24 protein-coding genes are annotated in these 24,154 nt (G+C 70.1%); 17 read left to right on the plus strand and 7 right to left on the minus strand.

What is annotated here, in order from left to right:
- The first annotated feature begins 121 nt into the window (after positions 1–121).
- The gene (gene phaR / locus D9R14_RS01000) at positions 122–772 is read left to right on the plus strand and encodes a polyhydroxyalkanoate synthesis repressor PhaR (RefSeq protein ID WP_121621428.1); all 651 of its coding nucleotides are present in this window, start codon (positions 122–124) and stop codon (positions 770–772) included.
- Between the two features lie 102 nt (positions 773–874).
- On the opposite strand, the gene D9R14_RS01005 is transcribed toward phaR, so the two are convergent.
- Positions 875–2,053, minus strand: a complete 1,179-nt coding sequence (locus tag D9R14_RS01005; RefSeq protein ID WP_121621429.1) for an MFS transporter — start codon at positions 2,051–2,053, stop codon at positions 875–877.
- 151 nt (positions 2,054–2,204) lie between these two features.
- Here D9R14_RS01005 and D9R14_RS01010 point away from each other — a divergent pair, with 151 nt between their 5' ends.
- Entirely contained in the window at positions 2,205–3,107 is a 903-nt protein-coding gene (locus D9R14_RS01010) for a LysR family transcriptional regulator (protein WP_121621430.1), read from the plus strand.
- A gap of 99 nt (positions 3,108–3,206) precedes the next feature.
- Positions 3,207–3,401 (plus strand): hypothetical protein, encoded by a 195-nt coding sequence (locus tag D9R14_RS01015; protein WP_121621431.1) that lies wholly within the window; start codon positions 3,207–3,209, stop codon positions 3,399–3,401.
- 12 nt (positions 3,402–3,413) lie between these two features.
- On the opposite strand, the gene D9R14_RS01020 is transcribed toward D9R14_RS01015, so the two are convergent.
- Positions 3,414–4,682: a glycerate kinase type-2 family protein gene (locus tag D9R14_RS01020; protein ID WP_245420461.1), complete on the minus strand. Its 1,269-nt coding sequence runs from the start codon at positions 4,680–4,682 to the stop codon at positions 3,414–3,416.
- Positions 4,683–5,000: 318 nt separating this feature from the next.
- Between D9R14_RS01020 and D9R14_RS01025 the strand changes: the two genes are divergently transcribed.
- Complete coding sequence (locus tag D9R14_RS01025) at positions 5,001–6,071, plus strand: COG3904 family protein (protein WP_147452922.1); 1,071 nt, start codon at positions 5,001–5,003, stop codon at positions 6,069–6,071.
- 36 nt (positions 6,072–6,107) lie between these two features.
- On the opposite strand, the gene D9R14_RS01030 is transcribed toward D9R14_RS01025, so the two are convergent.
- Positions 6,108–7,025 (minus strand): LysR family transcriptional regulator, encoded by a 918-nt coding sequence (locus D9R14_RS01030; RefSeq protein ID WP_170168434.1) that lies wholly within the window; start codon positions 7,023–7,025, stop codon positions 6,108–6,110.
- 109 nt (positions 7,026–7,134) lie between these two features.
- On the opposite strand from D9R14_RS01030, the gene D9R14_RS01035 reads away from it, so the two are divergent.
- From D9R14_RS01035 to D9R14_RS01070, 8 genes are all read left to right on the plus strand, one after another.
- Complete coding sequence (locus tag D9R14_RS01035; protein ID WP_121621434.1) at positions 7,135–8,526, plus strand: acyclic terpene utilization AtuA family protein; 1,392 nt, start codon at positions 7,135–7,137, stop codon at positions 8,524–8,526.
- On the plus strand, positions 8,523–8,954 hold the full coding sequence (locus D9R14_RS01040; RefSeq protein ID WP_121621435.1) for an AtuA-related protein: 432 nt from the start codon (positions 8,523–8,525) through the stop codon (positions 8,952–8,954). Before D9R14_RS01035 ends, D9R14_RS01040 begins: the two co-directional genes overlap by 4 nt.
- 18 nt (positions 8,955–8,972) lie before the next feature.
- Positions 8,973–9,992, plus strand: coding sequence for a Bug family tripartite tricarboxylate transporter substrate binding protein (locus tag D9R14_RS01045; RefSeq protein WP_184759585.1), 1,020 nt, complete (start codon positions 8,973–8,975; stop codon positions 9,990–9,992).
- A gap of 184 nt (positions 9,993–10,176) precedes the next feature.
- Complete coding sequence (locus D9R14_RS01050; RefSeq protein WP_121621436.1) at positions 10,177–11,118, plus strand: TAXI family TRAP transporter solute-binding subunit; 942 nt, start codon at positions 10,177–10,179, stop codon at positions 11,116–11,118.
- A 201-nt stretch (positions 11,119–11,319) separates the two neighbouring features.
- Positions 11,320–13,452 carry a TRAP transporter permease gene (locus D9R14_RS01055; protein WP_121621437.1) on the plus strand — a complete coding sequence of 711 codons (2,133 nt, stop codon included), beginning with the start codon at positions 11,320–11,322 and terminating at the stop codon, positions 13,450–13,452.
- A 7-nt stretch (positions 13,453–13,459) separates the two neighbouring features.
- A complete protein-coding gene (locus D9R14_RS01060) occupies positions 13,460–13,840 on the plus strand; it encodes a DUF1850 domain-containing protein (RefSeq protein WP_245420463.1) in 381 nt (126 codons plus the stop codon).
- A 46-nt stretch (positions 13,841–13,886) separates the two neighbouring features.
- Positions 13,887–14,786 carry a methyltransferase domain-containing protein gene (locus D9R14_RS01065; RefSeq protein WP_425510215.1) on the plus strand — a complete coding sequence of 300 codons (900 nt, stop codon included), beginning with the start codon at positions 13,887–13,889 and terminating at the stop codon, positions 14,784–14,786.
- Between the two features lie 91 nt (positions 14,787–14,877).
- The gene (locus tag D9R14_RS01070) at positions 14,878–15,339 is read left to right on the plus strand and encodes an acyl-CoA thioesterase (RefSeq protein ID WP_121621438.1); all 462 of its coding nucleotides are present in this window, start codon (positions 14,878–14,880) and stop codon (positions 15,337–15,339) included.
- A gap of 90 nt (positions 15,340–15,429) precedes the next feature.
- Here the strand turns inward: D9R14_RS01070 and D9R14_RS01075 are convergent, their stop codons facing one another.
- Positions 15,430–16,365 carry a peptidylprolyl isomerase gene (locus D9R14_RS01075; RefSeq protein ID WP_245420465.1) on the minus strand — a complete coding sequence of 312 codons (936 nt, stop codon included), beginning with the start codon at positions 16,363–16,365 and terminating at the stop codon, positions 15,430–15,432.
- A 375-nt stretch (positions 16,366–16,740) separates the two neighbouring features.
- Between D9R14_RS01075 and rpmF the strand changes: the two genes are divergently transcribed.
- A complete protein-coding gene (rpmF, locus tag D9R14_RS01080) occupies positions 16,741–16,926 on the plus strand; it encodes a 50S ribosomal protein L32 (protein ID WP_121621440.1) in 186 nt (61 codons plus the stop codon).
- A 345-nt stretch (positions 16,927–17,271) separates the two neighbouring features.
- A complete protein-coding gene (locus D9R14_RS01085; RefSeq protein WP_121621441.1) occupies positions 17,272–17,679 on the plus strand; it encodes a hypothetical protein in 408 nt (135 codons plus the stop codon).
- A gap of 131 nt (positions 17,680–17,810) precedes the next feature.
- On the opposite strand, the gene D9R14_RS01090 is transcribed toward D9R14_RS01085, so the two are convergent.
- Together D9R14_RS01090 and hisS are read right to left on the minus strand one after the other, a co-directional pair.
- The gene (locus D9R14_RS01090) at positions 17,811–19,310 is read right to left on the minus strand and encodes a phosphomannomutase/phosphoglucomutase (protein WP_121621442.1); all 1,500 of its coding nucleotides are present in this window, start codon (positions 19,308–19,310) and stop codon (positions 17,811–17,813) included.
- A 344-nt stretch (positions 19,311–19,654) separates the two neighbouring features.
- A complete protein-coding gene (gene hisS / locus D9R14_RS01095) occupies positions 19,655–21,199 on the minus strand; it encodes a histidine--tRNA ligase (RefSeq protein WP_121621443.1) in 1,545 nt (514 codons plus the stop codon).
- 435 nt (positions 21,200–21,634) lie between these two features.
- Here hisS and D9R14_RS01100 point away from each other — a divergent pair, with 435 nt between their 5' ends.
- Positions 21,635–22,264 (plus strand): GNAT family N-acetyltransferase, encoded by a 630-nt coding sequence (locus D9R14_RS01100; RefSeq protein ID WP_121621778.1) that lies wholly within the window; start codon positions 21,635–21,637, stop codon positions 22,262–22,264.
- A 37-nt stretch (positions 22,265–22,301) separates the two neighbouring features.
- Here D9R14_RS01100 and D9R14_RS01105 read toward each other — a convergent pair whose 3' ends face one another.
- Complete coding sequence (locus tag D9R14_RS01105) at positions 22,302–22,631, minus strand: DMT family transporter (RefSeq protein WP_121621444.1); 330 nt, start codon at positions 22,629–22,631, stop codon at positions 22,302–22,304.
- 163 nt (positions 22,632–22,794) lie between these two features.
- On the opposite strand from D9R14_RS01105, the gene D9R14_RS01110 reads away from it, so the two are divergent.
- Both D9R14_RS01110 and sfsA read left to right on the plus strand, forming a co-directional pair.
- On the plus strand, positions 22,795–23,271 hold the full coding sequence (locus tag D9R14_RS01110) for a PaaI family thioesterase (RefSeq protein ID WP_121621445.1): 477 nt from the start codon (positions 22,795–22,797) through the stop codon (positions 23,269–23,271).
- Between the two features lie 9 nt (positions 23,272–23,280).
- Positions 23,281–23,994, plus strand: a complete 714-nt coding sequence (gene sfsA / locus D9R14_RS01115; RefSeq protein ID WP_121621446.1) for a DNA/RNA nuclease SfsA — start codon at positions 23,281–23,283, stop codon at positions 23,992–23,994.
- Positions 23,995–24,154: the final 160 nt, after the last annotated feature.

Below are 24,154 nucleotides of genomic sequence, written 5' to 3' on the forward strand. Positions count from 1 at the left end.
CGCGCGCCGCGGGCGTCGCGTCGCGCTGCACATTCCATGCGCGCGCCGCACACAAATTGGTAGCCCTATGTTTGGAAAGGCCCTAACGTGTGTCACCCCAAGGAAAACGGATGACCGGACGATGGCAAAGTCACAAGAGCCAGTCACCATCAAGAAATACGCCAACCGCCGTCTCTACAACACAGGGACGAGCACCTATGTGACGCTCGAAGACCTCGCCAATATGGTGAAGGACGGCGAGGATTTCGTCGTATACGACGCCAAGAACGGCGACGACATCACCCACTCGGTACTCACACAGATCATTTTCGAGCAGGAGAACAAGGGCCAGAATCTTCTGCCCATCACTTTCCTGCGCCAGATCATCCGTTTTTATGGCGACAGCATGCAGATGCTGGTGCCACGCTACCTGGAAGCGTCCATCGACAGCTTTACCAAGGATCAGGAAAAGTTCCGCGACCACGTGACCAAGACGCTCACGGGCACCGCGCCCTTCGTCGGCCTCGACGACCATGTGCGCCGCAACATGGAGATGTTCGAGCGCGCCTTCCACATGTTCCTGCCCTTCCCGAAGACGGAAGGCGGCGAGGGCGTGCCGGCAACGGGCGCCGGCCCGGCCGCCGCGAGCCCGGCCCCTGCGCCGGCTCCCGAGCCGCGGCCGGACGAGTTCGACGCCATCCGCCGCCAGATGGCGGAGATGCAGGCCAAGCTCGACCAGCTCATCAAGAAGCCCGAGAGCGGCGACGGCGAGGAGGGATCCTCCCAGCCCTGAACCGGGCTGGGGGCACCTGCGCGTCGCCGCCGCCGCATCGCGGGATCGCGAGGCCGACCGGCATGGCGCGACCTCCCCCGCGGGCGCGCTGCCGCCTTTCCGCTATTCGGCGGCCCGCACCGGCACCGCGGGCCGCGCCGCTTCCATGCGCACCGCCGCGACGGCGGTGAGGATGGCGAGCAGCGGCACGAGACCCGCCACCAGGGTCAGGGCCCACAGGCCCGGCCCGTGGTCGATGACGAGCCCGCCCAGCGCCGCGCCCAGCGCGTTGCCCAGGTTGAAGGCGGCGATGTTGAAGGACGAGGCCAGCGACTGCCCGGCCCCCTTCGCCTTCTCCAGCACCCACATCTGCAGCGGCGCCACGGTGGCGAAGGCGGCGGCGCCGAGCACGCCGACGAAGATCACCGCGCTCACCGGGTTCCGGATCCCGGCCGTCATGGCGAACAGCACCACCGAGAGCACGGCGAGCGAGCCGAACACGGTGGGCACCAGCCAGCGGTCGGCGAGCCGGCCGCCGGCGAGGTTGCCCACCACCAGGCCGGCGCCGAACACCAGGAGGATGGGCGAGACCGCGCCGTCCGAGAAGCCGGACAGGCGGGTCAGCATCGGCGCGATATAGGTGAAGGCGGCGAACACCCCGACCCAGCTCAGCACCGTGGTGGCGAGGCCGAGCAGCAGCGCCGGGCGGCGCAGCACCTTCAGGTCGTCGGCAAGCCGGCTCGCCTCCGGCTCCTGCCGGTCCTGCGGCACCAGGAGCGCGATCACCGCCACCGCGGCGATGCCGATGAGGGTCACGGCCCAGAAGGTGGCGCGCCAGCCCGCCATCTGGCCGAGCCAGGTGCCGAACGGCACGCCGAGGATGTTCGCCACCGTGAGGCCGGTGAACATGATGGCGATGGCGGACGCCTTCTTGTTGGCCGGCACGAGGCCGGTGGCCACCACCGAGCCGACGCCGAAGAAGGTGGCGTGGGCGAACGAGGTGAGCACCCGCGCCGCCATCAGCCAGCCATAGCTCGGCGCCAGCGCGCAGGCGAGATTGCCGAGCGTGAACACCACCATGAGGCCGAGCAGCACGTTCTTGCGCGGCCAGCGCGCGGTCAGGCCGGTGAGCAGCGGCGCCCCCACCACCACGCCGAGCGCGTAGCCGGAGATGAGCAGGCCCGCCGAGGAGATGGAGACGCCGAGGTCGGCGCCCACCTCCAGCAGCAGGCCCATGATGACGAATTCGGTGACGCCGATGCCGAAGGCGCCGGCGGCGAGGGCATAGAGAGCGACGGGCATGGTGGTTCGGGTCCGTGGTGCGCGAACGATGTGCGGTGCAACATGGACTGTGCCACGTCCATGAACTAGCATGCCGATCATCACAGCATTCATGAATTGAAGTCAGCAATGAGTCGATTGCCCTTGGCTCGGACGTTGGACCGTTAAAGGCATGAGCCAGGACATCAACCGCTCGGGCGAGATGGAGGTGTTCGTGCGCGTGGTGGAGCAGGGCGGCTTCTCCGCCGCCGCCCGCCTCTCGCGCCTCACCCCTTCCGCCGTTTCGAAGCTGGTGGCGCGGCTGGAGCGGCGGCTCGGCGTGCGGCTGCTCCAGCGCTCCACCCGCAGGCTCCAGCTCACCCCGGAAGGCGCCGCCTTCTACGCCCGCGCCACCCGCATCCTCGACGAGATCGCCGCCGCCGAGCAGGAGGCCGCGGCCGGCGCCGCGCCGCGCGGGCGCCTGCGGGTCAACGCCTCGGTGCATTTCGGCATGGCCTACCTGCTGCCGCTCCTGCCCGCCTTTCTCGAACGCCATCCGGAGATGAGCGTCGACGTGGCGCTCACCGACACGGTGGTGGACCTGATGGAGCAGCGCGCCGACGTCGCCATCCGCGTCGGCCCCATGCGCGATTCGCGCCTCGTGGCGAAGAAGCTGGGCGAGAGCCGCAACATCGTCGTGGCGGCGCCGTCCTACATCGCCCGCCACGGCCTGCCGCGCACCCCGCACGAACTGGAGCGGCACAACCGGCTGCGCTTCTGCTTCACGCGCATCGTCGAGGGCTGGCCGTTCCTGGACGGGACCGGCGGCATCGTCACCGTGCCGCCGGACGGCAATGCGCTGGTGAGCGACGGCGAGGCCATCAAGGCGCTGGCGCTCGCCGGCCTCGGCCTCGTGCGGGTGTCGGAATTCCAGGTCCGCGCCGAGGTGGCGCAGGGCCTGCTGGTGCCAGTGCTGGAAGATCTCAATCCCGGCGACCTGTCCGAGGTGCATGCGGTCTATGTGGGCGGCGCGGGGCCGCTCTCGTCGCGAATCCGGGCGTTCGTGGACTTCCTCGTCGAGAACGTGCGGATCTGACCGCCGGCAAGGACAGCCCGCAAGGCCGGCGGTGGATCGCCCTGCCGCCTTCGGGCGTTGGACCGGGACGGCATGCGCCGGGCACCAAGGGAGCGACCCATGACCGAGAAGGCGATCATCAACGAGCGCGCGCGCCAGCGCATGGAGCGCGACTACGATCCGAACCAGACCGCAGGCGCGGCGCCCGCGCCCGAGGTGCGGATCGCCAACGCGCTCGAATACATCGCCTTCCAGCTCGGCCAGATCAACCGCAAGCTCGACGGCATCATCACGCAGCCGAAGGACAAGCGTTAGCGTCCGCGCCGCTCACCGCACCAGGATGGCACGGAAGTCGTTGACGTTGGTCAGCGTCGGCCCCGTCGTCACCAGGCGGTCGAGGGCGCTGAAGAAGCTGTAGCCGTCATTGTTGGCGAGGAAGGCCTCGGCGTTCAGCCCCTTGGCCTCGGCTTCGGCCAGAATGGCGGCGTCGAACCAGGCCCCCGCATTGTCCTCCGTGCCGTCCACCCCGTCGGTGTCGCAGGAGATGGCGGAAACGCCGGCGATGCTCTTCAGCGCCACCGCCAGCGAGAGCAGGAATTCCACCGAGCGCCCGCCGCGCCCCTTGCCGCGCACCGTGACGGTGGTCTCGCCGCCCGAGAGCAGCACGCACGGCGCGCCCGCCGGCAGGCCGTGGCGCGCGGCCGAGGTGGCGATGCCGGCGAAGACGATGCCCGCCTCCCGCGCCTCGCCCTCGATGGCGTCGCCCAGGATCAGCGGCGCGATGCCCAGCGCGCGCGCCTTGGCGGCGGCGGCCTCCAGCGCCATCAGCGGGGTGGCGATCATGTGCACGTCCTGGCCGGGGATGGCATCGCCCGCCACCCGGTTGGCGCGGAGCACCGCCTCCATCTTCGGGTCGATGTCCACCTTCCAGGCCTTCAGCAGGCCGAGCACCGCCTCGGGGTCGGAGGCCTCGGGAATGGTGGGGCCGGAGCCGATGGCGCCGGGATCGTCGCCCGGTACGTCGGAGATCAGATAGGTGACGGCGCGCGCCGGGGCGATCGCGGCGGCAAGCCGCCCGCCCTTGATGGCGGAGACCGACTTCCTCACCTTGTTCATGACGCCGATGGGCGCGCCGGACTTCAGCAGCGCGCGGTTGAGCGCCTGCTTGTCCTCCAGCGTCAGCCCTTCCGCCGGCAGGGTAAGGAGCGCCGAGGCGCCGCCCGACATCAGGCAGACCACGAGATCGTCCGGCCCCGCCGAGCGGGCGAGCTCCAGGATGCGGCGGGCCGCGTCGAGCCCCGCCTGGTCCGGCACCGGATGGGCCGCCTCGACGATCTCGATGTGACGCGTCTCGCAGCCATGGCCGTAGCGGGTGACGATGAGGCCCTCGCAGGGCCGGCCCCATTCCTCCTCGAAGGCGCGCGCCATGCGAGCCGAGGCCTTGCCGGCGCCGATCACGATGGTGCGCCCCTTCGGCGGCTCGGGCAGCCTGCCGGCGAACTTGCCCTCGGGGAGCGCGGCGGCGAGCGCGGTCTCGAACAGAGCGATCAGGATGTCCCGGTCGGTCATCGTGGCGGCGGGTGAGGTCTCGGGCATATCCGGCTCGGGCGTTTCCTGGTTTTCGTTCTGGCAGCCGATCACTAGACCGGCGGCTGCGCGCCATCAATGTGCCGACGGAAAAGGATGCTTCGCGCGGGCGGAAAAGGCGCGCGCCTTTGTCCCCCAGGCTACGGCCCCGGCCGAAGCCAGACGCTGCGCCAGCGCACGCCCCGGGGGCCATCCCGGAGAGGGTGGGAGGGCAGGAGCGCGGGGGTCGCGCGGCCCCCTCCAGTTGGAGGAGGCGCGGCCGGCCAGCCTTGATCTAGACTGCACTGGTCGGCGCGCCTGCCGGCGCGCAACATGGGAGGGCGGTCCATGAGAACGGGGTTGGCGAGCGTTGCCGGCGCGCTCGTGCTCGGCATCTGGAGCGGCGGCGCCGGCGCCGAGCCCATGCGCTTCACCTCGGACTGGCAGGGCGGCAATTGCGAAAGCTGCAGCTGGATCCGGGCCGAGGGAACGATCGAGCACGACACGCCCGAGAAGTTCCTTCAATTCCTGAAGGACGACGAGGGGTTCGAGGGCAAGTTCGTCTATTTCAACTCGCCCGGCGGCAACCTCGCGGCGGGGCTGAAGCTCGGCCGCATCATCCGCCAGCGCAAGTTCAACACCGCCGTGGGCAGTTCCAGGGAGGACCAACCCGGCTCCTCCGAACGGCGGACGACGCCGGCCCGGTGCGCCTCCGCCTGCGGCTTCGCCTTCCTGGGCGGCGTGGTGCGCGTCGCCAAGGCCAACGAGATCGGGCTGCACCAGTTCTACATGAGCTTTGCCCAGGAGCGGCCCGATGCGAAGGTGTTCTCCGCCATCGATGCGTCCAACGACCAGATCCTGACCGGCCTCCTGCTGGAATACACCACCGGCATGGGCGTCGATGCCCGCTATGTCCGCATCGCCGCGGCGACGCGGCCCAACGAGATGCACTATCTCAGCGAGCGGGAGGTCAACGACCTGCGGGTGAACTGGGAACCCGACGAATTCCTGCCCTGGACAATCGAGGCCGTCGGCGACGGCATCATGGCCGTCTCGAAGTCCAAGGGGCGAAATCTCACCGCCGCCCTGTTCTGCCGGAAGGACAAATCGGTCTGGTTCCGGTTCTCGGTCATGAAGGAGGGCGAGCGGCACCGGCTGGAGGGGCTCGGCTCCGTGCGGGAACTCGCGGTGTTCGGGTTTCCGGCAGGCGTCGCGGATTTCGTCGTCGAGGACCGGTCCTGGAACCAGACGCTCGACGTCCGCCTGCGCCAGTTCGACCTCGCCAGGCTGCCCAAGGACGCGGACGACTTCGTCATCGATCCGGTGGAGTCGTTCAAAGGCGGACACGGCGTGTTCACCAAGCTCAATCCCAAGGGCGCGGAGATGAATTTTCGGGCGGCGCTGAGGAACTGCCTCTAGGGCGCACGGCGGGAGGCGGAACGGCTGCGGGCGGCGTCAGCGCGGGGGCGCGGTGCCGGGCGTGATGCCGGCGGCGCGGAAGGCCGCGCGCACCGCCGCGGCGAGAGCCGCCGCGGCCGGCGAGAGCTCGCGCCCGGCGCGGGTGATGAGGCCGAGCCCGCGCGCCACCAGCGGCGCCTGGAGCGGGCGCACCGCGACGCCTTTGCGCGGGAACATGGCGAAGGTCAGTTCCGGCAAGGCTGTGATGCCGAGGCCCGAGGCGACCAGCGCCACGGCGGAGGGAATCTGCTCCACCTCGTAGCGCGGCACCAGAGCGAGGTCCGCCGCGGCCATGGCGTTGTCCACCATGCGCCGCACCGAGGTGGTGCGGGCAAGCGCGACGAACGCAAACGGCGCGAGCGCCGCCCAGGCGAGCGGCGTGCGGCCGGCGAGCGGATGGCCGCGCGAAGTGATGAGGTGCATCCGGTCGGCGCCCAAAGGCTCAAAGGCGAGCGTGTCGCCCACCGGCCGCATGGTCACGGCGAGGTCGGCAACGCCCTCTTCCACCAAAGCGGCGGCGCGCTCGTGCAGCACGTCGAACACCGAGACCTCGGCCTCGGGATACTGCGCCCGGAGCCCCGCCACCGCCTGCGGCAGGATGGCCGAGGCGATCGAGGGCAGCAGCGCGATGGCGATGCGCGGCCGGCGCGCGCCGCGCTCGGCGATATCCCGCAGCCCGGACCGCACGTCGCGCACCACCTCCTCGGCGAGGCCGGCGAGCGCCCGCCCGTCCGCGGTCAGCGCCACCTTTCGGGTGGTGCGCTCGAACAGGCGCACGCCCAGCTCCTGCTCGATGCGCCGGATGGTCTCGCTCAGCGCCGGCTGCGAGATGCCCAGCATGCCGGCGGCCTGCGTGAAGCTCGGCGCCCGCGCGGCGGCGGCGAACACTTCGAGCTGGCGAATGGTGATGTTCATAACATCGCCCTTATAATTCATCGTATCGATCTATTTGACTTGATGAATTGCGCCTGTCTACGCTTTTCCCATGCCCACGCCAGACGGGCGGACGACGACGGGGAGACGTATGGCAGAAGGTCCGGACGCGCTCGTGCGCATCGGCAGCGGGGCCGGCTTCGCCGGCGACCGGCGCGACGCCGCCGTGCCGGTGGTGGAGATGCTCCGCGCGCTCGACGGCCCGCGCTACCTGATCTTCGAGACCCTCGCCGAGCGCACCCTCGCGCTCTGCCAGCTTGCCCGCAGGCAGGACCCGGAGCGGGGCTACAGCCCGGCGCTGGAGGGCTTCCTCGCCCCTGTGCTGGAGCGGTGCCTTGCGAGCGGCATCCGGATCGTGGGCAATTTCGGCGCCGCCAACCCCGTCGCCGGCGCGCGCCGCATCGCCGCCATGGCGCGCGCGCTCGGCCGGGCGCCGAGGATCGCCGTGGTGGACGGGGCGGACCTCGCCGGCCGGCTCGACCCCGAAGGCTTCGCCGCGCGCGAGGTGGGAGGGCGCCTGCTCGCCGGCCATCCCATGCCGGTCTCGGCCGATGCCTATCTCGGCGCCCGGCCCATCGCCGATGCGCTCGACGCGGGCGCCGACATCGTCGTCACCGGACGGGTGGCCGATCCCGCCCTCGCGCTCGGGCCGCTGATGCACGCCTTCGGCTGGCGCGACGACGATTGGGACCTGCTGGCGGCCGGCACGCTCGCCGGCCATCTGCTCGAATGCGGCAGCCAGGTGAGCGGCGGCTATTTCGCCGATCCCGGCATCAAGGACGTGCCCGGCCTCGACGAGGTGGGCTTCCCGGTGGCCGAGATCGCCGCCGACGGCAGCTTCGTCATCGGCAAGCCGCCCGGCACCGGCGGGCGCATCGACCGCTTCACCGTGACCGAGCAGATCCTCTACGAGATCCACGATCCCGCCGCCTATCTCACACCCGACGTGGTCCTCGACGTCACCGGCGTCCGGGTCGCGGAGGTGGGGGTGGACCGGGTGCGGGTGTCGGGCGCGCGGGGGCGTCCGCGGCCCGAGACGCTCAAGGCCACCGTATGCGTCGAGGCCGGCCATCTGGCCGAGGCCGAGATTTCCTACGCCGGCCCCGGTGCCGCGGGCCGGGCGCGCCTCGCCGCCGACGTGGTGCTGGCGCGCCTCGCCCGGCGCGCGCCGGGCCTCGCGGTGCGGGTGGATGCCATCGGCATCGCCAGCCTGTTCAACGACACCGCCGGCGCGGCGCTCGCCGCCGCCTTCCCCGAAAGCCGCGCCGAGGATGTGCGCCTGCGCTTCAGCGCCCAGAGCACGGACACGGCGGCGCTCGGCCTGCTGCTGGACGAGGTGGAGGCGCTCTATTGCGCCGGACCCGCGGGCGGCGCCGGCGTGCGGCGGCATCTGACGCCGCGGCTTGCCAGCGCCTCCTGCCTCGTGGAGCGCGACCTCGTTACGCCCGCAATGTCGCTGCTCGGTCCGGAGGCCGCGCCATGACCCCCCACACCGCGACGGACGTTGCTGCGCCGCCGGACCGAACCGAAGCGCGCGTGCCGCTGCGCCTCGTCGCCCATGCGCGGGCGGGCGACAAGGGCAACCGGCTGAACCTCGCTTTGGTCTGCCGCACGCCCGAGGCCTTTCCGCTGATTGCCGCGCAGGTGACGGCCGAGCGGGTCGCCGCGCTGTTCGCCGCCCGCCGGCCCGGCCTGGTGGTGCGCTACGACCTGCCGAACCTCTGCGCCTTCAATTTCGTGCTCGACGACGTGCTGGACGGCGGGGTGAACGCCTCGCTCGGCCTCGACGGTCACGGCAAGTCGCTCTCGTTCCTGCTCCTCGCCCTGGAGGTCCGCGTGCCTGCGGATCTCGTCCGGGCGCTCGCCCCTCCGGCCGCGGCCACGGCCGCGCCGGCAACACCAAGACCCTGACATTCCGGGAGAACCGCCATGAGAACCGCCATCAGCCAGACGACCCCCGTTTCCAGGCCGCCGCGACGCCTGATGCTCGCAACCCTCGCCGCGCTCGCGGCCGCGCCGCTCCTCGCCTTCGCCGCGCCGGCGGCGGCGCAGGAGGCCTATCCGACCCGGACAATCCGCTTCGTCGTGCCGTTCTCCGCCGGCAGCGCCACCGACACGCTGGCCCGCGTGCTGGGCGAGAAGGTGTCGTCCATCCTCGGCCAGCCGGTGGTGGTGGAGAACCTGCCGGGCGCCACCGGCCAGATCGCCGCCAGCAACGTCGCCCGCGCCGCGCCGGACGGCTACAGCGTGCTGATTACTTCGAACTCCACCCACGCCTCCAACCAGGCGCTCTACAAGAAGCTCTCCTACGACCACATCAAGGATTTCGAGCCGGTCACCACGCTCGGCACCATCACGCTCGCGCTGGTGGTGAACCCGTCGGTGCCGGTGGCGACGACCAAGGACTTCATCGCCTATGCCAAGGCGAACCCCGGCAAGCTCTCGTTCGGCGCCGGCTCGACCTCCTCGCGGCTCGCGGTGGAAATGCTGAAGACCGGGGCGGGCGTGGACATCCTCTACGTGCCCTACAAGAGCAACCCGCAGGCGGTCAGCGACCTGCTCGGCGGGCAGATCCAGGTGATGTTCGCCGACATCTCCACCACCCTGCCGCAGGCGCGCGCCGGCAAGCTGAAGGCGCTCGGCGTGTCGAGCGCGGAGCGCTCCAAGCTCGCGCCCGAACTGCCGACCATGCGCGAGGCGGGCATCGCCGACTACGAGCTGATCGCCTGGTTCGCCGCCTTCGTGCCGGCCAAGACCCCGGCGCCCGTGATCGCCACGCTCAACAAGGCCATGGTGCAGGCCATGGGCGACCAGAGCGTGCAGACCGCGCTGCTGAACGCCGGCATCGAGCCCAATTCCTCCACGCCGGAGGCCCTCGCCAAGCTGGTGGCGTCGGAGACCAAGAAGTGGGCCGAGATCACCAAGGCCGCCGGCATCGAGCCGGAATGATCGCTTCCCCAACGACAGTTCGGTAGATTACAACCATCCGGTGCGGGCCCGCGGCCCGCACCGGATGGTCCGCTTTTCGCGGGGCGGACACTTAGACTTTAGTCGCGGGAAAGGAAAAACCTGCTGGCCTTTGTCCGGCAAGCGGGTAGCTTCTCGCCAACCACATCAGCAGGAAGGGACGCCAATGAAAAAGCTCGTCATGGCGACGCTCGCCGGGGCCCTCGCACTCGCGCCCGTCGCCGCCAATGCGGAATTCGTGAACGTCCTCACGGGCGGCACCTCGGGCGTGTACTATCCGCTCGGCGTCGCCATCTCCAAGGTGATCGGCGAGAAGGTTCCGGGCGCGCGCCCCTCGGTGCAGGCCACCAAGGCTTCGGTCGAGAACCTGAACCTGATCCAGCAGGGCAAGGGCGAGGTCGCCTTCACCCTCGCCGACAGCCTCGCCGACGGCGCGGCGGGCAAGGAAGAGGCCGGCTTCAAGGCGCCCCTCACCAAGGTGCGGGCGCTGGGCGGCATCTATCCCAACTACATCCAGATCGTCGCCTCCAAGGAGTCCGGCATCAAGTCCATCGCCGACCTGAAGGGCAAGCGCCTGTCGGTGGGCGCGCCGCGCTCGGGCACCGAGCTGAACGCCCGCGCCATCCTGAATGCCGCCGGCATCAAGTATGAGGACCTGGGCAAGCTCGAATACCTGCCGTTCGCCGAGTCGGTCGAGCTGATGAAGAACCGCCAGCTCGACGCCACCCTCCAGTCCGCCGGCCTCGGCGTCGCCTCCATCAAGGATCTGGCGAACTCCGTGCCGATCGTGGTGGTGGAGGTGCCCGGCGCCGTGATCGACAAGATCGGCGCGCCCTATCTGAAGGCCACCATCCCGGCCAAGACCTATGAGGGCCAGGACGTCGACGTCGCCACCGCGGCGGTGCCGAACTTCCTCGTCACCCGCGCCGACCTCAAGGACGACGAGGTCTATGCCATCACCAAAGCGATCTACGAGAACCTGCCGGAGCTGGCGGCGGCCCACGCGGCGGCCAAGACCATCAAGGTCGAGAACGCCATGAAGGGCTCGCCCGTGCCGTTCCATCCCGGCGCCGCGAAGTACTTCAAGGAAAAGGGCGTGACGCCCTGAGGCCCGGCCGGCGTCCCGCAGGCCAGGGCGCCTTTCGGTCCCAGCGCCCGGACCGGGCGGGTTGAATCACAATCCGCCCGATCCGAGTTCCGGACTTCATCTCGAAGGGCGCGCGGGCGTCGTCACGGCAGCCCCGGTCCGCACCGCCTTCCTCCCGGCGCGCGTCGCCGCCCCACTGACCTGCACAGCTGCGGCCCGCTCATGACCTCCTCGCTCCACACCCCGAACACGGTTCCCCCCGTCAGCCACGACATCAACAATCCCAACCACGGCGCCGCCGTGGTGGTGGACGATGCGCTGCTCGATCTCACATGGGGGCCGGGCGCGTGGGGCCGGGCGGTGTTCTGGATCGCCGTGGCGTTCTCCGCCTTCCAGGTCATCACCGCCGCCTGGAGCCCGCTGGCGAGCCAGATCGTGCGCTCGGTGCATGTGGGCTTCCTGCTGCTGGTGGTGTTCGCCATCGCCGCCAACCACAAGACCGGCCCCGAGCGGCTCGCGCTGTGGGCGCTCGGCATCGTCTCGTTCGTGGTCGGCCTCTATCACTGGGTGTTTTATTCCGACCTGATCGCGCGGGCGGGCGACCCGAGCACGATGGACATCGCGGTGGGCGTGCTCGCGGTCGCGCTCGTGTTCGAGGGCTCGCGGCGCCTGATGGGCGCGTCGCTGCCCCTTATCTGCGCGGCCTTCATCCTCTACGGGCTGTTCGGCCAGTATCTACCGGCGCCGCTCGACCACCGGCCGTACGACTTCGTGCAGGTGGTGGACCAGATGTTCCTCGGCACCGAGGGCATCTACGGCACGCCAACCTACGTCTCCTCCTCCTTCATCTTCCTGTTCATCCTGTTCGGCGCGTTCCTGGAGCGCGCCGGGATGATCCAGCTCTTCAACGACTTCGCCATGGGCACGGTGGGCCACACCAAAGGCGGCCCGGCCAAGGTGTCGGTGATCTCCTCGGCGCTCATGGGCACCATCAACGGCTCGGGCGTCGCCAACGTGGTCACCACCGGCGCCTTCACCATCCCGCTGATGAAGAAGTTCGGCTACCGCCCCGCCTTCGCCGGCGCGGTGGAGGCCACCGCCTCCATGGGCGGGCAGATCATGCCGCCGGTGATGGGCGCGGTCGCCTTCATCATGGCCGAGACCATCGACGTGCCCTATGCCGACATCGCCACCGCGGCGGTGATCCCGGCGTTCCTCTATTTCTTCACCGTGTTCGCCATGGTGCACCTGGAGGCAGGCAAATACGGCCTGCTTGGCCTGCCCAAGGCGGAATGCCCGGACGCGCTGAAGGCGCTGGTCACGCGCTGGTACCTGCTGTTGCCGCTGGCGGCGCTGGTGTGGCTGCTGTTCTCCGGCTACACGCCGCTGTTCGCCGGCACGGTCGGCCTGGCGCTGACCGCGCTCATCGTGCTTGGCACGCCGATCGCGCGGCTGATCGGCCCCTACGGCCTGCGGGTCGTGTTCTGGATCGCGCTCGGCCTCGCCGCGGCGAGCTTCCTGGAATACGGCATCAACGGCGTCGCCTTCGCGGTGCTCGGCCTCGTCGTGCTGCTGTTCTTCGTGAAGGGCGGGCGCGAGACCCTGCGCATCAGCCTGGAGAGCATGGCGGACGGCGCGCGCAACGCGCTGCCGGTGGGCATCGCCTGCGCGCTGGTCGGCACCATGATCGGCATCTTCACGCTGACCGGCGTCGCCACCACCTTCGCCACCTTCGTGGTGGAGGTGGGCAAGAGCTCGCTGTTCCTGTCGCTCGTCCTGACCATGATCGCCTGCCTGATCCTGGGCATGGGGCTGCCGACCATCCCCAACTACATCATCACCGCCTCGATCGCGGGACCGGCGCTGCTGGAACTGGGCGTGCCGCTCATCGTCTCCCACATGTTCGTGTTCTATTTCGGCATCATGGCGGATCTGACCCCGCCGGTGGCGCTGGCCGCTTTCGCCGCGGCGCCCATTGCCGGAACGTCGGGACAGGCCATCGGCTGGATCGCGACGCGCATCGCGCTCGCCGGCTACGTCGTCCCCTTCATGGCGGTCTACGCGCCGGCGCTGATGCTGCAGGAGGGCGACCCCATGGCGGCTTCCATCGGCTTCTGGCCGGCCGTGGTCTATGTGTTCCTGAAGGCGGTCCTCGCCATCATCCTGTGGGCGGGGACCGCGACCGGCTATCTGCTCGGCCCGCTGAACGTGGTGGAGCGCCTGATTGCGTTCGGCGCGGCGGCGCTGCTCATCCTGTCATTGCCGCTGACCGACGAGCTGGGCTTCGGCGCCGCCGCCCTCCTGCTCGCCTGGCACTATTGGCGGACCCGGCCGGCCCGCGCGGCCGCGGCCTGAGCGGGCGGTGGGCGCGCTCGCCTGCCTGATCGCCGGCGGGCAGATGGTGCGCCTCGGCGCCGCCTTCACGCTCGCCTGGACCCATTCGGTACAGAAGAGCGATTGGCAGGAGGACTGGCGCGCCACGCCGGACGGCCTGGTGGTGGTGGAGATGCGGGTCGAGGGCTCCGGCGCCGGCATGGAGCCGCCCGAGGGCGCCGTGCTGGAAGGCGGGCGCTACGTCGCCCGGCCGCAGGCTGCGCCCCTGAAAGAGGTGATGCTGCGCCGCTCCGGCGCCACCGCCGACTGGCGCATCTGCATCGATGGGCGCTGCCGCGCCATGGGCGACATGATCCCGGCGGACGCCGACCCGGTCACGCTGGCTCTGTGCCCAGACGTGCCGGGCTGAGCGCCCTCGGGATGCGCCCGGCTGCGGGAAGGCCTATATGCGGAGCATGAGCGACGACGCATCCGGGGCCATGGCGGGCCCGCTCCTGTTCGACCGCGCGCTGCTGCGCCGGCGGCTCGACCGCGCGGCCGGGCTCGGCCCCGCGACCTTCCTCATCGACCGCGCCGCCGAGGACCTCGCCGACCGCCTCGGCGCGGTGAGCCGGCGCTTCGAGACCGCCCTCGATCTCGCCACCCCCACCGACGCCGCCGTCCGCGCCCTTGAGGGACACCCGGCCGTGGGGCGGGTGATCCGCGCCGCGCCGCTCGACGCCGGCCTCAGGCCCGGCGACGTGGTGGCCGATCCCGAGGCCCTGCCGTTCGCCGGCGAGTGGCTCGACCTCGCGGTCTCGCTGCTGGCGCTGCACTGGGTGAACGACCTGCCGGGCACGCTCGCCCAGGTGCGCCGCGCGCTCCGGCCGGACGGGCTGTTCCTCGCCGCCATGCTGGGCGGGCGCTCGCTGAGCGAGCTGCGCCAGGCCTTCGCCGAGGCGGAGAGCGAGACCACCGGCGGCCTCTCGCCGCGCGTCGCCCCGTTCGCGGACGTGCGCGACCTCGGCGGCCTGCTGCAGCGGGCCGGCTTCGCGCTGCCGGTGACCGACGTGGACAAGGTGGTGGTGCGCTACGGCTCGCCGTTCGCCCTGTTCGACGACCTGCGCCGCATGGGCGCCACCAATGCGCTCACCGAGCGCCGCCGGGTGCCGCTGCGGCGGGCGACGCTGCTGCGCGCGGCCGAGATCTACCAGCAGCGCTTCGCCGATCCCGACGGGCGCGTGCGCGCCACCTTCGAGATCCTGTGGCTCTCCGGCTGGGCGCCCCATGCGAGCCAGCAGAAGCCGCTCAAGCCCGGCTCCGCCCGCATGAGCCTTGCCGAAGCGCTCGCGCCGAAGAGCCAGAACCGGCCTTGAGCCCACCCGCTTGGCACCGTATTGCGGGGGCGGGGCGCCGCCATCGGCGGGCGCGCGGCATGAGGGATGCGACGATGACGGGGACCGGACGATGAGCGGCCAGGGTTCGGCAGGCGGGCGCGAGGCGCCCTTCACGCGGGCGGACTTCACCCACACGCTGGAACTCACCACCAGGTGGGCGGACGTGGACGTCTACGGCCACGTGAACAACGTGGTCTATTATTCCTATTTCGACACGGTGGTGAACGAGCGCCTGATCCGCGCCGGCGTGCTCGATCCCGCCACCAGCCCGGTGATCGGCCTCGTGGTGGAGACGCGCTGCACCTATTTCCGCAGCCTCAACTTTCCGGCGCCGGTCATCGCCGGCATCAAGGTGGCGAAGCTCGGCACCTCCTCGGTGCGCTACGACATCGCCTTGTTCCAGGGCGAGGAGGCGGCCTGCGCCGCCCAGGGCACCTTCGTGCACGTCTATGTGGACCGCGCCAGCCAGCGCCCGGTGCCGATCCCGGACGACGTGCGCGCCGTGCTGGCGGAGCTGGTGCCGCAGGGCTGACACGCCGCCGAAACGAAAGCGCCGGCCCGGACGGGGTCCGGGCCGGCGCATGGTTCCTCAGCCGCGGGCGCTGCCGCGCGGCGGGCGCGCTCAGGGCTTGGTGGGCGCCGGCGCCGCGGGGGCGGCAGGCGCGGCGGGAGCCGCAGGAGCGGCCGGGGCCGCCGCGGCGGTCTTCTCGACCTTGCCCTCGGCGCGCAGCTTGGTGACCAGGTCGGCCTGCGACTTCTGCACCAGGAAGCGCTCGATCTCCTCCTCCACCTGCGCGAACGGGGGCACCGCGCTCTCGCGCTTGTCCTCGATCTTGATGACGTGCCAGCCGAACTGGGTCTTCACCGGGTCGGACACCTGGCCCTTGTCGAGCTTGAAGGCGGCCTCGGCGAATTCCGGCACCATCTGCTCCTTGGTGAAGTAGCCGAGGTCGCCGCCGTCCTCGCTCGAATCCTTCGAGTTCTCCTTGGCGAGCTTGGCGAAGTCCGCCCCGGCCTTGGCCTTCTTGGCGATCTCCTTGGCCTTGGCCTCGTCGTCCACCAGGATGTGGCGCGCGCGCACCTCGGTCTCGGGCTTGCGCTGCTTGGAGAACTCCTCATAGGTCTTGCGCTTCTCCTCGGCGGAGACGGCCTTGGTCGCCGCGTCGGTCAGGAGCACGTCCACCAGCGCCTTGGTGCGGGCGAACGCCATGCGCTGCTGGAACTGGGGCGTCTGGTCGAGCTTGGCGGCGGTCGCGGCCTGCGCCAGCAGCGTCAGGTCGGTGAGGTAGGACAGCACGTATTCCAGCCGCTGCGGCCCCTGGAGCTGGGGCGGGATGTTCGGGCCCATCTCCTCGGCCGCGAGCGCGAGGTCGCTGGCGCGGATGGGGCTGCCGTTCACCGTCACGAGGACCGGGTCGGCGCCGGCCGCGGGCGCCGCGGCCGCCGGCGGGGTCGCGGCCGGCGCGGTGGCGGGCGGCGTGGCCTGGGCGAAGACGGCCGTGCCCGTCGCCGCAACGAGGGCAAGCGCGAGAGCGGCGGTGTGGACGGAACGCTTCATGGGTCCGGTTTCCTCGGAAGTAGGTGTGCCCCTCGGGCGGCCCATGCGGAGCCGCCAGCGCCCATCCATCGCGGGCGGATGGGCCTTTTCCATGGCAGCGCGGCGGCAGCGCGGCGCGCGCGGAGGATAAAGTCCCGCCCGGGGCGAGCGGCGCGCACCCTCGCTTACCTCGTGAGGCAATACAAGGCCTCGCCCGCAACATGATCGTGACCGCGGCGGGCCCGGCTTTCGGCCGCGTGGCGATTCAGCCGGGGCGGGGCTTCCGCTTCCGCCAAAGAGACTGTATAAGGCGCGCCTTCAATTCGATCGCTGGTTTGGCATAACCTGCGCGAACCGCCGCAGCGGGCAGAAGGCTCGCTTTGAGGAGTTTAGGACATGGCCGTCCCCAAGAGAAAGACTTCGCCGTCGCGTCGCGGCATGCGCCGTTCCGCCGATGCGCTGAAGCAGCCGACCTACGTGGAAGACAAGGATTCCGGCGAGCTGCGCCGTCCGCACCACCTGGACCTGAAGACCGGCATGTACAAGGGCCGGCAGATCCTGAAGGCGAAGGCCGAGGCCTGAGCCCGCGCCGAGGCGCGGCCGGCCCTGAGCGCCGCCGCCCGGAGCGCGGACCTTGGGCACGCAGGCGATTCGCCGCGCGCCGCCGGGCCGCCCGGGAGCGAAACGCCGAGATCGATGAGATCGATCGGCCGCGCCGGTGCAACTCAACTGGGCGAACGGGCAGGACCGCGCTGCGGGAGCAGGTTCTGATCGCCGCCCGTCCGGGCACCCCGGATGAGTTCCGCTTAGCGTTCTCCGTCATCGTCCCTTCGCTGCGGGCGGTGACAGTCCTGGCACGATTTGCGATCCCCTCGGCAGCCGCGGCGCGGCGCGCCGGGACAAGGGGGTCCGATCGAGGAGAAGCCGATGCTGACGCCTATTCCGCTGCTCATCGTCCCGCTTGCGATCTTCAATATCCTCGCCTTCCTGACTCCCGGCCTCGACTGGCGCACCTCGCTCACCGTGGTGGAGATGCTCTCGGGGGCGAAGTGGGACATCAGCCTCGCGGAGGCGTTCATCGCCTTCAGCCTCGTGGTGCTGTTCTTCGAGGTGCTCAAATCGACGCGCATCACCTCGCGCTCGATCATCGATCACATGTTGTCGATGCTGCTGTTCGCGGTCGCTCTGGCCGAGTTCCTGCTGGTTCCGCAGGCCGGCAACTCGGTGTTCGCGCTGCTGTTGTGCATCATGCTGTTCGACGTGGTGGCCGGCTTCTCGATCTCGGTGCGCGTTGCCCAGCGCGACTTCGCCATCGAGCCGCGCGACCACACCTAGATCGGCCCGGCCTTTCTACACGCGAAGCCGCATCCGCTTCGCACGCGAATGCGTTCGGCCTGTCCGGCTCGGGGTGACGCGGTGCGGAGCCGGCGCCAGCCCACCGGTCCGCACCCTCGCCGCCGCAGCCGTCAGATGGTCTGGTTGTAGGCGCCGACTTCCGGATGGGTGCGCAGCACGCCGTCCACCTCGGCGAACATCTCGCGCATGCGGGCTTCCGAGACCGGGCTCTCCACCACCACCACCAGTTCGGGCTTGTTGGAAGAGGCGCGCACCAGGCCCCAGGAGCCGTCCTCGCAGGTGACGCGCACGCCGTTCACCGTCACGAGGTCGCGGATCTTCTGGCCGGTCACGAGCGCGCCCTTGGCGGCGAGGTCCTCGTAATACTTCACCACCTCAGCGACGATGCCGTACTTGGCCTCGTCGGCGCAGTGGGGCGACATGGTGGGCGAGGACCAGGTCTTGGGCAGCGCCTCGCGCAGCTCGGAGAGCTTCTTGCCGGGATTGCGGTCCATCATGTCGAGCACGGCGATGGCCGAGACGAGGCCGTCGTCATAGCCGCGGCCCACCGGCTTGTTGAAGAAGTAGTGGCCGGACTTCTCGAAGCCCACCAGCGCGCCGGTCTCGTTCACCCGGCGCTTCATGTAGGAGTGGCCGGTCTTCCAGTAGTCGGCCTTGACGCCGAGCTTGATGAGCTCCGGATCGGTGGCGAACAGGCCGGTGGACTTCACGTCCACCACGAAGGTGGAGTTGGGATAGATCTTGGCGAGGTCGCGGGCCAGCATCACGCCCATCTTGTCGGCGAAGATCTCCTCGCCATGGTCGTCCACCACGCCGCAGCGGTCGCCGTCGCCGTCGAAGCCGAGCGCGAGGTCCGCCTTGTGCTCCAGCACCGCGTCCCGCATGGCATGGAGCATCTCCATGTCCTCGGGGTTCGGGTTGTATTTCGGGAAGGTGTGGTCCAGCTCGCAGTCGAGCGGGATCACCTCGGCGCCCAGCGCCTCCAGGATGCGCGGCGCGAAGGCGCCGGCGGTGCCGTTGCCGCAGGCGGCGATCACCTTGATGGGGTGCTTGAGCTTCGGCCGGTCGGTGAGGTCCTTGATGTAGACCTCCGGGAAGTTCTCCACGAAGTGGTAGGCGCCGCCGCCCCTAAGGTCGAACTTCGCGCCGAGCACGATCTCCTTCAGGCGGGTCATCTCGTCCGGCCCGAAGGTGAGGGGGCGGTTGACGCCCATCTTCACGCCGGTCCAGCCGTTGTCGTTGTGCGAGGCCGTGACCATCGCCACCGCCGGAACGTCGAGCGCGAACTGGGCGAAATAGGCCATGGGCGACATGGCGAGGCCGATGTCATGCACCTTCACGCCCGCCGCCATGAGGCCGGAGACCAGCGCCAGCTTGATGGACGAGGAATAGGAGCGGAAGTCGTGGCCGGTGACGATCTCCGGCTTCACGCCCATCTCATGGATCAGCGTGCCCAGGCCCATGCCCAGCGCCTGCACGCCCATCAGGTTGATTTCCTTCTGGAACAGCCAGCGCGCGTCATATTCGCGGAAGCCCGTCGGCTTCACCATGGGCTCGGATTCGTACGCATAGGTGTTCGGCACGAGGACGGGCTTGGGCGTCGGGAACATGAGGGGGCTTCTCCGCGCGGGCAGAATGTGTCGCGGATGTGCCGATAGCACGGAATCGTGACCAAACACATGGCGGCGCAGCATTTGGGGCCGGGATGGGGCGTGGATGCTCTGGTCAAGCCGGAGCATGACGGCAGTTCGGGATGGGATGGGCGGCATCCGCATTCCCGCCGTCGCGGCTTGGGGATGGAGCGACCGGCATCCGTATCCCCGCCGTCGCCCTCCGGCTTGACCGGAGGGCCCATGCTGCGGCCGGGCGCGACGCGGGGAGGTCGCATGGATGCTCCGGTCAAGCCGGAGCATGACGGCGGTTTGGGATGGGGTGGGCGGCGTCCGCCGCCCCCTCAGTCCGCGAGGCCCAGCGTGCCCTGCGCGCGCCGCTCCAGGATGGCGCGGATGGCGGCGACCATCTCGGTCTCGGGCACGGCGAGCTGCGCCGGGCGGGCGGCGCGGTATTCGGCATTGTCGGCGATGGAGGCGGCGATCCGCGCGCCCTCCACCAGGTCCTTGATCTGGACCTCGCCGGCCGCCTTCTCGTTGGAGCCCTGGATCACCACCGCCGGAGCGCCGCGCCGGTCGGCATATTTCATCTGCGCCTTCATGCCGGCGCCGCCGAGATACATCTCGGCGCGGATGCCGTTGGCGCGCAGGTCCGCCACCATCTTCATGTAGTCGGCGATGCGCGCCGGCTCCTTGTCCATGGCGAGCACCACCACCGGGCCGATCTCGGCATCCGCATCGAGCTTGCCGAGGGCCGCGAGCGCCGCGAGCAGCCGCGACACGCCGATGGAGAAGCCGGTGGCCGGCACCTTCTCGCCGCGGAAGCGGGCCACGAGGCCGTCATAGCGCCCACCGCCTGCCACCGAGCCGAACCGCACCGGGCGGCCATCCTCGTCGGTGATCTCGAAGGTGAGCTCGGCCTCGTAGACCGGGCCGGTATAGTATTCGAGGCCGCGCACCACCGAGGGGTCGATCTTCACGCGGTCGGAGTAGCCGGCGGCCTGAATTAGTTCTTCAATCTGAAGAAGCTCATCGATCCCCTCAGTGCCAATTTCGCTCGTAGAAATGAGTCTTTTCCAATCGAGTAATGGGGCTGCACCAGAAGTAGAATTATGAGATGTGAATGACAGGACAGTTGCAATTTCCCTGTCATTGAGTCCTGCGCCCTTGGTGAAGTCGCCGCTCTCATCCTTGCGGCCAGGGCCGAGCAGGAGGGCGACGCCCTCGGCGCCGAACTTGTCGAACTTGTCGATGGCCCGCAGCACGGTCAGCCGCCGGCCGAAATTCTCGTCGCCGCCAAGGCCGATGGCCTCCAGCACGCCGTCGAGCACCTTGCGGTTGTTGACCCGCACCACATAGGAGCCGCGCGGGATGCCCACCGCCTCCAGCGTGTCGGCGGCCATCATGCAGATCTCCGCGTCGGCGGCCACCGAGGGCGCGCCCACCGTGTCGGCATCGAACTGCATGAACTGGCGGAACCGGCCCGGCCCCGGCTTCTCGTTGCGGTAGACGTAGCCGGCGCGCCAGGAGCGGTAGGGCTTGGGCAGCTTGTCGAAATTCTCCGCCACGTAGCGGGCGAGCGGAGCGGTGAGGTCGTAGCGCAGCGACAGCCACTGCTCGTCGTCGTCCTGGAACGAGAACACGCCCTCGTTCGGCCGGTCCTGGTCCGGCAGGAACTTGCCGAGCGCGTCGGTATATTCGAACGCCGGGGTCTCCAGCGCCTCGAAGCCGTACAGCTCGTACACGCCGCGAATCTTCTCCAGCATGGCGCGGGTGGCGGACAGCTCGGCGCCGGTGCGGTCGGCGAGGCCGCGCGGCAGGCGCGCCTTCGGCCGGTCGCTCTTCTTGGTATCGCTCGGCTGGTCGGTCGGCTTATCGGTCTTGGCCATGGCTGCTCGCGCCCGCGAAGCGGGAATCCTGATGTTCAAAGGCTGGGGGCGTCTTAGAGGAGCCCCGCCGGTGCGGCAAGGCTGGGCGTCCCCCCGGCGGATGGCCGATTCGCGCGCTCGGGGATCGCGGCCGAATGAGGGCCGAGCCCGGATGGTGCAGCGCAGCAGAAGTGCACAAACCGCATGGCAGCACGTTTCCCGTTTCATTTCATGGCCGTAACCGCTCTTTGCCCGATGGCGGGAAAGGGACGGAGCACTTGATCCAGGTCAATATGCTTGACCTTTGTTGCAACGCACATAAGTTCCGCTGCGGAGGAACCCCGGGGGCATCCGAGGACGCCGTGGCGCATGCGCCCGGCAGGGTGTCGTTGGCGACAAGCCGCCGGCCGAGAGCGAACGCTCACGCCGGAGACGACGCCACAAGTGGAGACCACCATGACCGATCAGGTCGCACCGGGCATCATCCGCAAGCTGTGGGCGGGCGAAGCGGAAATCTTCCGCGATCACCTCCTGCGCCTCGATGCGGACAGCCGCCGGTTTCGGTTCGGCTCGGCCGTATCCGACGAATTCGTCGCGCGCTACGCCGCCCGCGCCTTCCGGTCCGGCGCCATCGTCCACGGCTGCTTCGTGGACGGGGAACTGCGCGCCGCGGCCGAGCTCTACCCGCTCGGCGACGTGCTGCCGGGGGAGGCGGAGGCCGCCTTCAGCGTCGAGCACGCCTACCAGAACCACGGGCTCGGCACGCTTCTTCTGGAGCGCGTGATTCTCATCGCCCGCAATCGCGGTATCCGCACCTTGTGCCTCAATTGCCTGGCGCAGAACCGGCGCATGCAGCAGATCGCGCGCAAGTTCGATGCCGAGCTGAGCTTCGACAGCGACGAGGTGGTCGCGTCGCTGAACGCCCCCTTCCCCACCGCCCTGTCGCTGGCGCGCGAGGCGGCGGCGGACGCGCAGGGCATGGCGGGCGCCGTGCTCCAGGCCCAGCGGCTCGCCACCGGGCGGATGTTCGACCTGTTCCTGCCCGCCGGCCCTGCGGCCGCCGCGCCGGAGCTGGCCGGCTCCTGACCGGAAGGAGCGCGGCTTGTCCGCGCTCCGTCGCCCTTCAGTGGGCCGCGGTCTTCGAGAACAGGTTCACCACGATCACGCCGGCGATGATGAGGCCGAGGCCGATCATGCCGGCAAGGTCCAGCGCCTGGCGGTAGTAGACCCAGGCGAAGCCGGCCACCAGAACGATGCCCACCCCGGACCAGATCGCATAGGAGATGCCGACCGGGATGTCGCGCAGCGTGAGCGACAGGAAATAGAAGGCAGTGCCGTAGCCCAGCGTCACGATCACCGACGGCCAGAGCCGGGTGAAGCCCTCGGCCGACTTGAGCGCCGAGGTCGCCACCACCTCGGCGACGATGGCGATGAACAGATAAGCGTAGCTCATGGCGCTTTCCCCCCAGGTTGGCGCGCCGCCTACTGAGGCGCGGGCGCACGGCCAAGTCAATGGCCGCGCCTGCGGCGCCGTCCCGCATCCGGCGGGGCTGCGCCGTGCGGCAGATGCGCTATCTTTCCGGCACCTCCCGCCCCTCTCCCGGAGACCCATCCCGATGGCCGATGCCGCCGCGCGCCCCGCCGCCTTCGTTCCCGCCGATCCGAACTTCGAGGCGCGCGTGCGCGACAGCTTCGCCCGCCAGCCCTTCATGGAGATCATGGGCGCGGCGCTCGGCGCCATATCGCCGGGACGGGTCGAGGTGGTGCTGCCGTTCGACGCCAAGGTGACCCAGCAGCACGGCTTCTTCCACGGCGGCGCCATGGGCGCCATCGCCGACGTTGCAGGCGGCTATGCCGCCTTCTCCCTGTTCCCGGCCGACGCGACCGTGCTGACGGTGGAGTACAAGATCAACATCATGGCCCCCGGCAAGGGCGAGCGCCTGGTGGCGGCGGGCGAGGTGCTGCGCTCCGGCCGCACCCTGACGGTGGTTCGGGTGGACGTGCATGCGGAGGCGGACGGCCGGCGCGTCCACTGCGCCACCGGCACCCAGACGCTGATCCGCCTCGACGGCAAAAGCGACGGCAAGGCCTGAGCGCCCGCCATGCGCTTTCCCCTGCCCCTCGTGCCGGCGCGTCTGCTGCGCCGCTACAAGCGCTTCCTCGCCGACGTGGTGCTGGCTGACGGAACCGAAGTCACGGTCCACGTCGCCAATTCCGGCGCCATGCTGGGGCTCATGGAGCCCGGCGCGCGTGTCCTGCTCTCGCCGGCTGCGGGGCCGGGCCGCAAGCTGCCGTTCGGCTGGGAACTGGTGGAGGCGGATTTCGGCGCCGGCCCGGAATGGGTGGGCGTCAACACCATGCATCCCAACCGCCTGGTGGCGGAGGCGATCGCCTCGGGCCTCGTGCCGGAACTGGCCGGCTACCAGCGCCTGCGCCGCGAGGTGAAATACGGCCGCAACAGCCGCATCGACATCCTGCTGGAGGACGACGCGCGCCCGCCGTGCCTCGTGGAGGTGAAGAACGTCCACCTCATGCGCCGGCCCGGCTTTGCGGAATTCCCCGACTGCGTGACGGCGCGCGGTGCCAAGCATCTGGTGGAGCTGGGCGAGATGGCCAAGGCCGGCAGCCGGGCGGTGATGGTCTATCTGAGCCAGATCGGCTCGGCGCGGCAGATCGGCTTCGCGCGCGACCTCGATCCCGGCTACGGCGTCGCCTTCGACGCGGCGCGCGCGCTCGGGGTGGAGGCCATCGGCCTCGTCTGCCGGCTCGACGCCGAGGGGATCGAGGTGGCGCGGCACGTGCCGGTGGTCGGCTGACGCCAAGGCCGGCGGCGACGAAAAAAGGCCGCCGCTCCGAAACCGGAGACGGCGGCCCAGAAGCGCCCGGGGGCGCCTTGCACCTGTTTTTGGCGCCTGGAGGGCGCCTTGCACCTGTTATTGGCGCCTGGGGCGCCTTGCACCTGTTGCGTGCCGGGCC

Source organism: Xanthobacter tagetidis (assembly GCF_003667445.1).
GTDB classification, from domain to species: Bacteria; Pseudomonadota; Alphaproteobacteria; order Rhizobiales; family Xanthobacteraceae; genus Xanthobacter; species Xanthobacter tagetidis.

Bases quoted from the DNA above. Each gene is read 5' to 3' on its own strand.
- D9R14_RS01110 (WP_121621445.1), top strand. From the start codon at position 22,795: ATGGCCGATGCCGCCGCGCGCCCCGCCGCCTTCGTTCCCGCCGATCCG.
- D9R14_RS01030 (WP_170168434.1), bottom strand. From the start codon at position 7,025: ATGAACATCACCATTCGCCAGCTCGAAGTGTTCGCCGCCGCCGCGCGG.
- D9R14_RS01065 (WP_425510215.1), top strand. From the start codon at position 13,887: ATGAGCGACGACGCATCCGGGGCCATGGCGGGCCCGCTCCTGTTCGAC.
- D9R14_RS01010 (WP_121621430.1), top strand. From the start codon at position 2,205: ATGAGCCAGGACATCAACCGCTCGGGCGAGATGGAGGTGTTCGTGCGC.
- D9R14_RS01050 (WP_121621436.1), top strand. From the start codon at position 10,177: ATGAAAAAGCTCGTCATGGCGACGCTCGCCGGGGCCCTCGCACTCGCG.
- D9R14_RS01070 (WP_121621438.1), top strand. From the start codon at position 14,878: ATGAGCGGCCAGGGTTCGGCAGGCGGGCGCGAGGCGCCCTTCACGCGG.
- D9R14_RS01075 (WP_245420465.1), bottom strand. From the start codon at position 16,365: ATGAAGCGTTCCGTCCACACCGCCGCTCTCGCGCTTGCCCTCGTTGCG.
- D9R14_RS01040 (WP_121621435.1), top strand. From the start codon at position 8,523: ATGACCCCCCACACCGCGACGGACGTTGCTGCGCCGCCGGACCGAACC.
- D9R14_RS01055 (WP_121621437.1), top strand. From the start codon at position 11,320: ATGACCTCCTCGCTCCACACCCCGAACACGGTTCCCCCCGTCAGCCAC.
- rpmF (WP_121621440.1), top strand. From the start codon at position 16,741: ATGGCCGTCCCCAAGAGAAAGACTTCGCCGTCGCGTCGCGGCATGCGC.
- D9R14_RS01105 (WP_121621444.1), bottom strand. From the start codon at position 22,631: ATGAGCTACGCTTATCTGTTCATCGCCATCGTCGCCGAGGTGGTGGCG.
- D9R14_RS01035 (WP_121621434.1), top strand. From the start codon at position 7,135: ATGGCAGAAGGTCCGGACGCGCTCGTGCGCATCGGCAGCGGGGCCGGC.
- D9R14_RS01020 (WP_245420461.1), bottom strand. From the start codon at position 4,682: ATGCCCGAGACCTCACCCGCCGCCACGATGACCGACCGGGACATCCTG.
- D9R14_RS01015 (WP_121621431.1), top strand. From the start codon at position 3,207: ATGACCGAGAAGGCGATCATCAACGAGCGCGCGCGCCAGCGCATGGAG.
- hisS (WP_121621443.1), bottom strand. From the start codon at position 21,199: ATGGCCAAGACCGATAAGCCGACCGACCAGCCGAGCGATACCAAGAAG.
- D9R14_RS01025 (WP_147452922.1), top strand. From the start codon at position 5,001: ATGAGAACGGGGTTGGCGAGCGTTGCCGGCGCGCTCGTGCTCGGCATC.
- sfsA (WP_121621446.1), top strand. From the start codon at position 23,281: ATGCGCTTTCCCCTGCCCCTCGTGCCGGCGCGTCTGCTGCGCCGCTAC.
- D9R14_RS01100 (WP_121621778.1), top strand. From the start codon at position 21,635: ATGACCGATCAGGTCGCACCGGGCATCATCCGCAAGCTGTGGGCGGGC.
- D9R14_RS01045 (WP_184759585.1), top strand. From the start codon at position 8,973: ATGAGAACCGCCATCAGCCAGACGACCCCCGTTTCCAGGCCGCCGCGA.
- phaR (WP_121621428.1), top strand. From the start codon at position 122: ATGGCAAAGTCACAAGAGCCAGTCACCATCAAGAAATACGCCAACCGC.
- D9R14_RS01005 (WP_121621429.1), bottom strand. From the start codon at position 2,053: ATGCCCGTCGCTCTCTATGCCCTCGCCGCCGGCGCCTTCGGCATCGGC.
- D9R14_RS01090 (WP_121621442.1), bottom strand. From the start codon at position 19,310: ATGTTCCCGACGCCCAAGCCCGTCCTCGTGCCGAACACCTATGCGTAC.
- D9R14_RS01085 (WP_121621441.1), top strand. From the start codon at position 17,272: ATGCTGACGCCTATTCCGCTGCTCATCGTCCCGCTTGCGATCTTCAAT.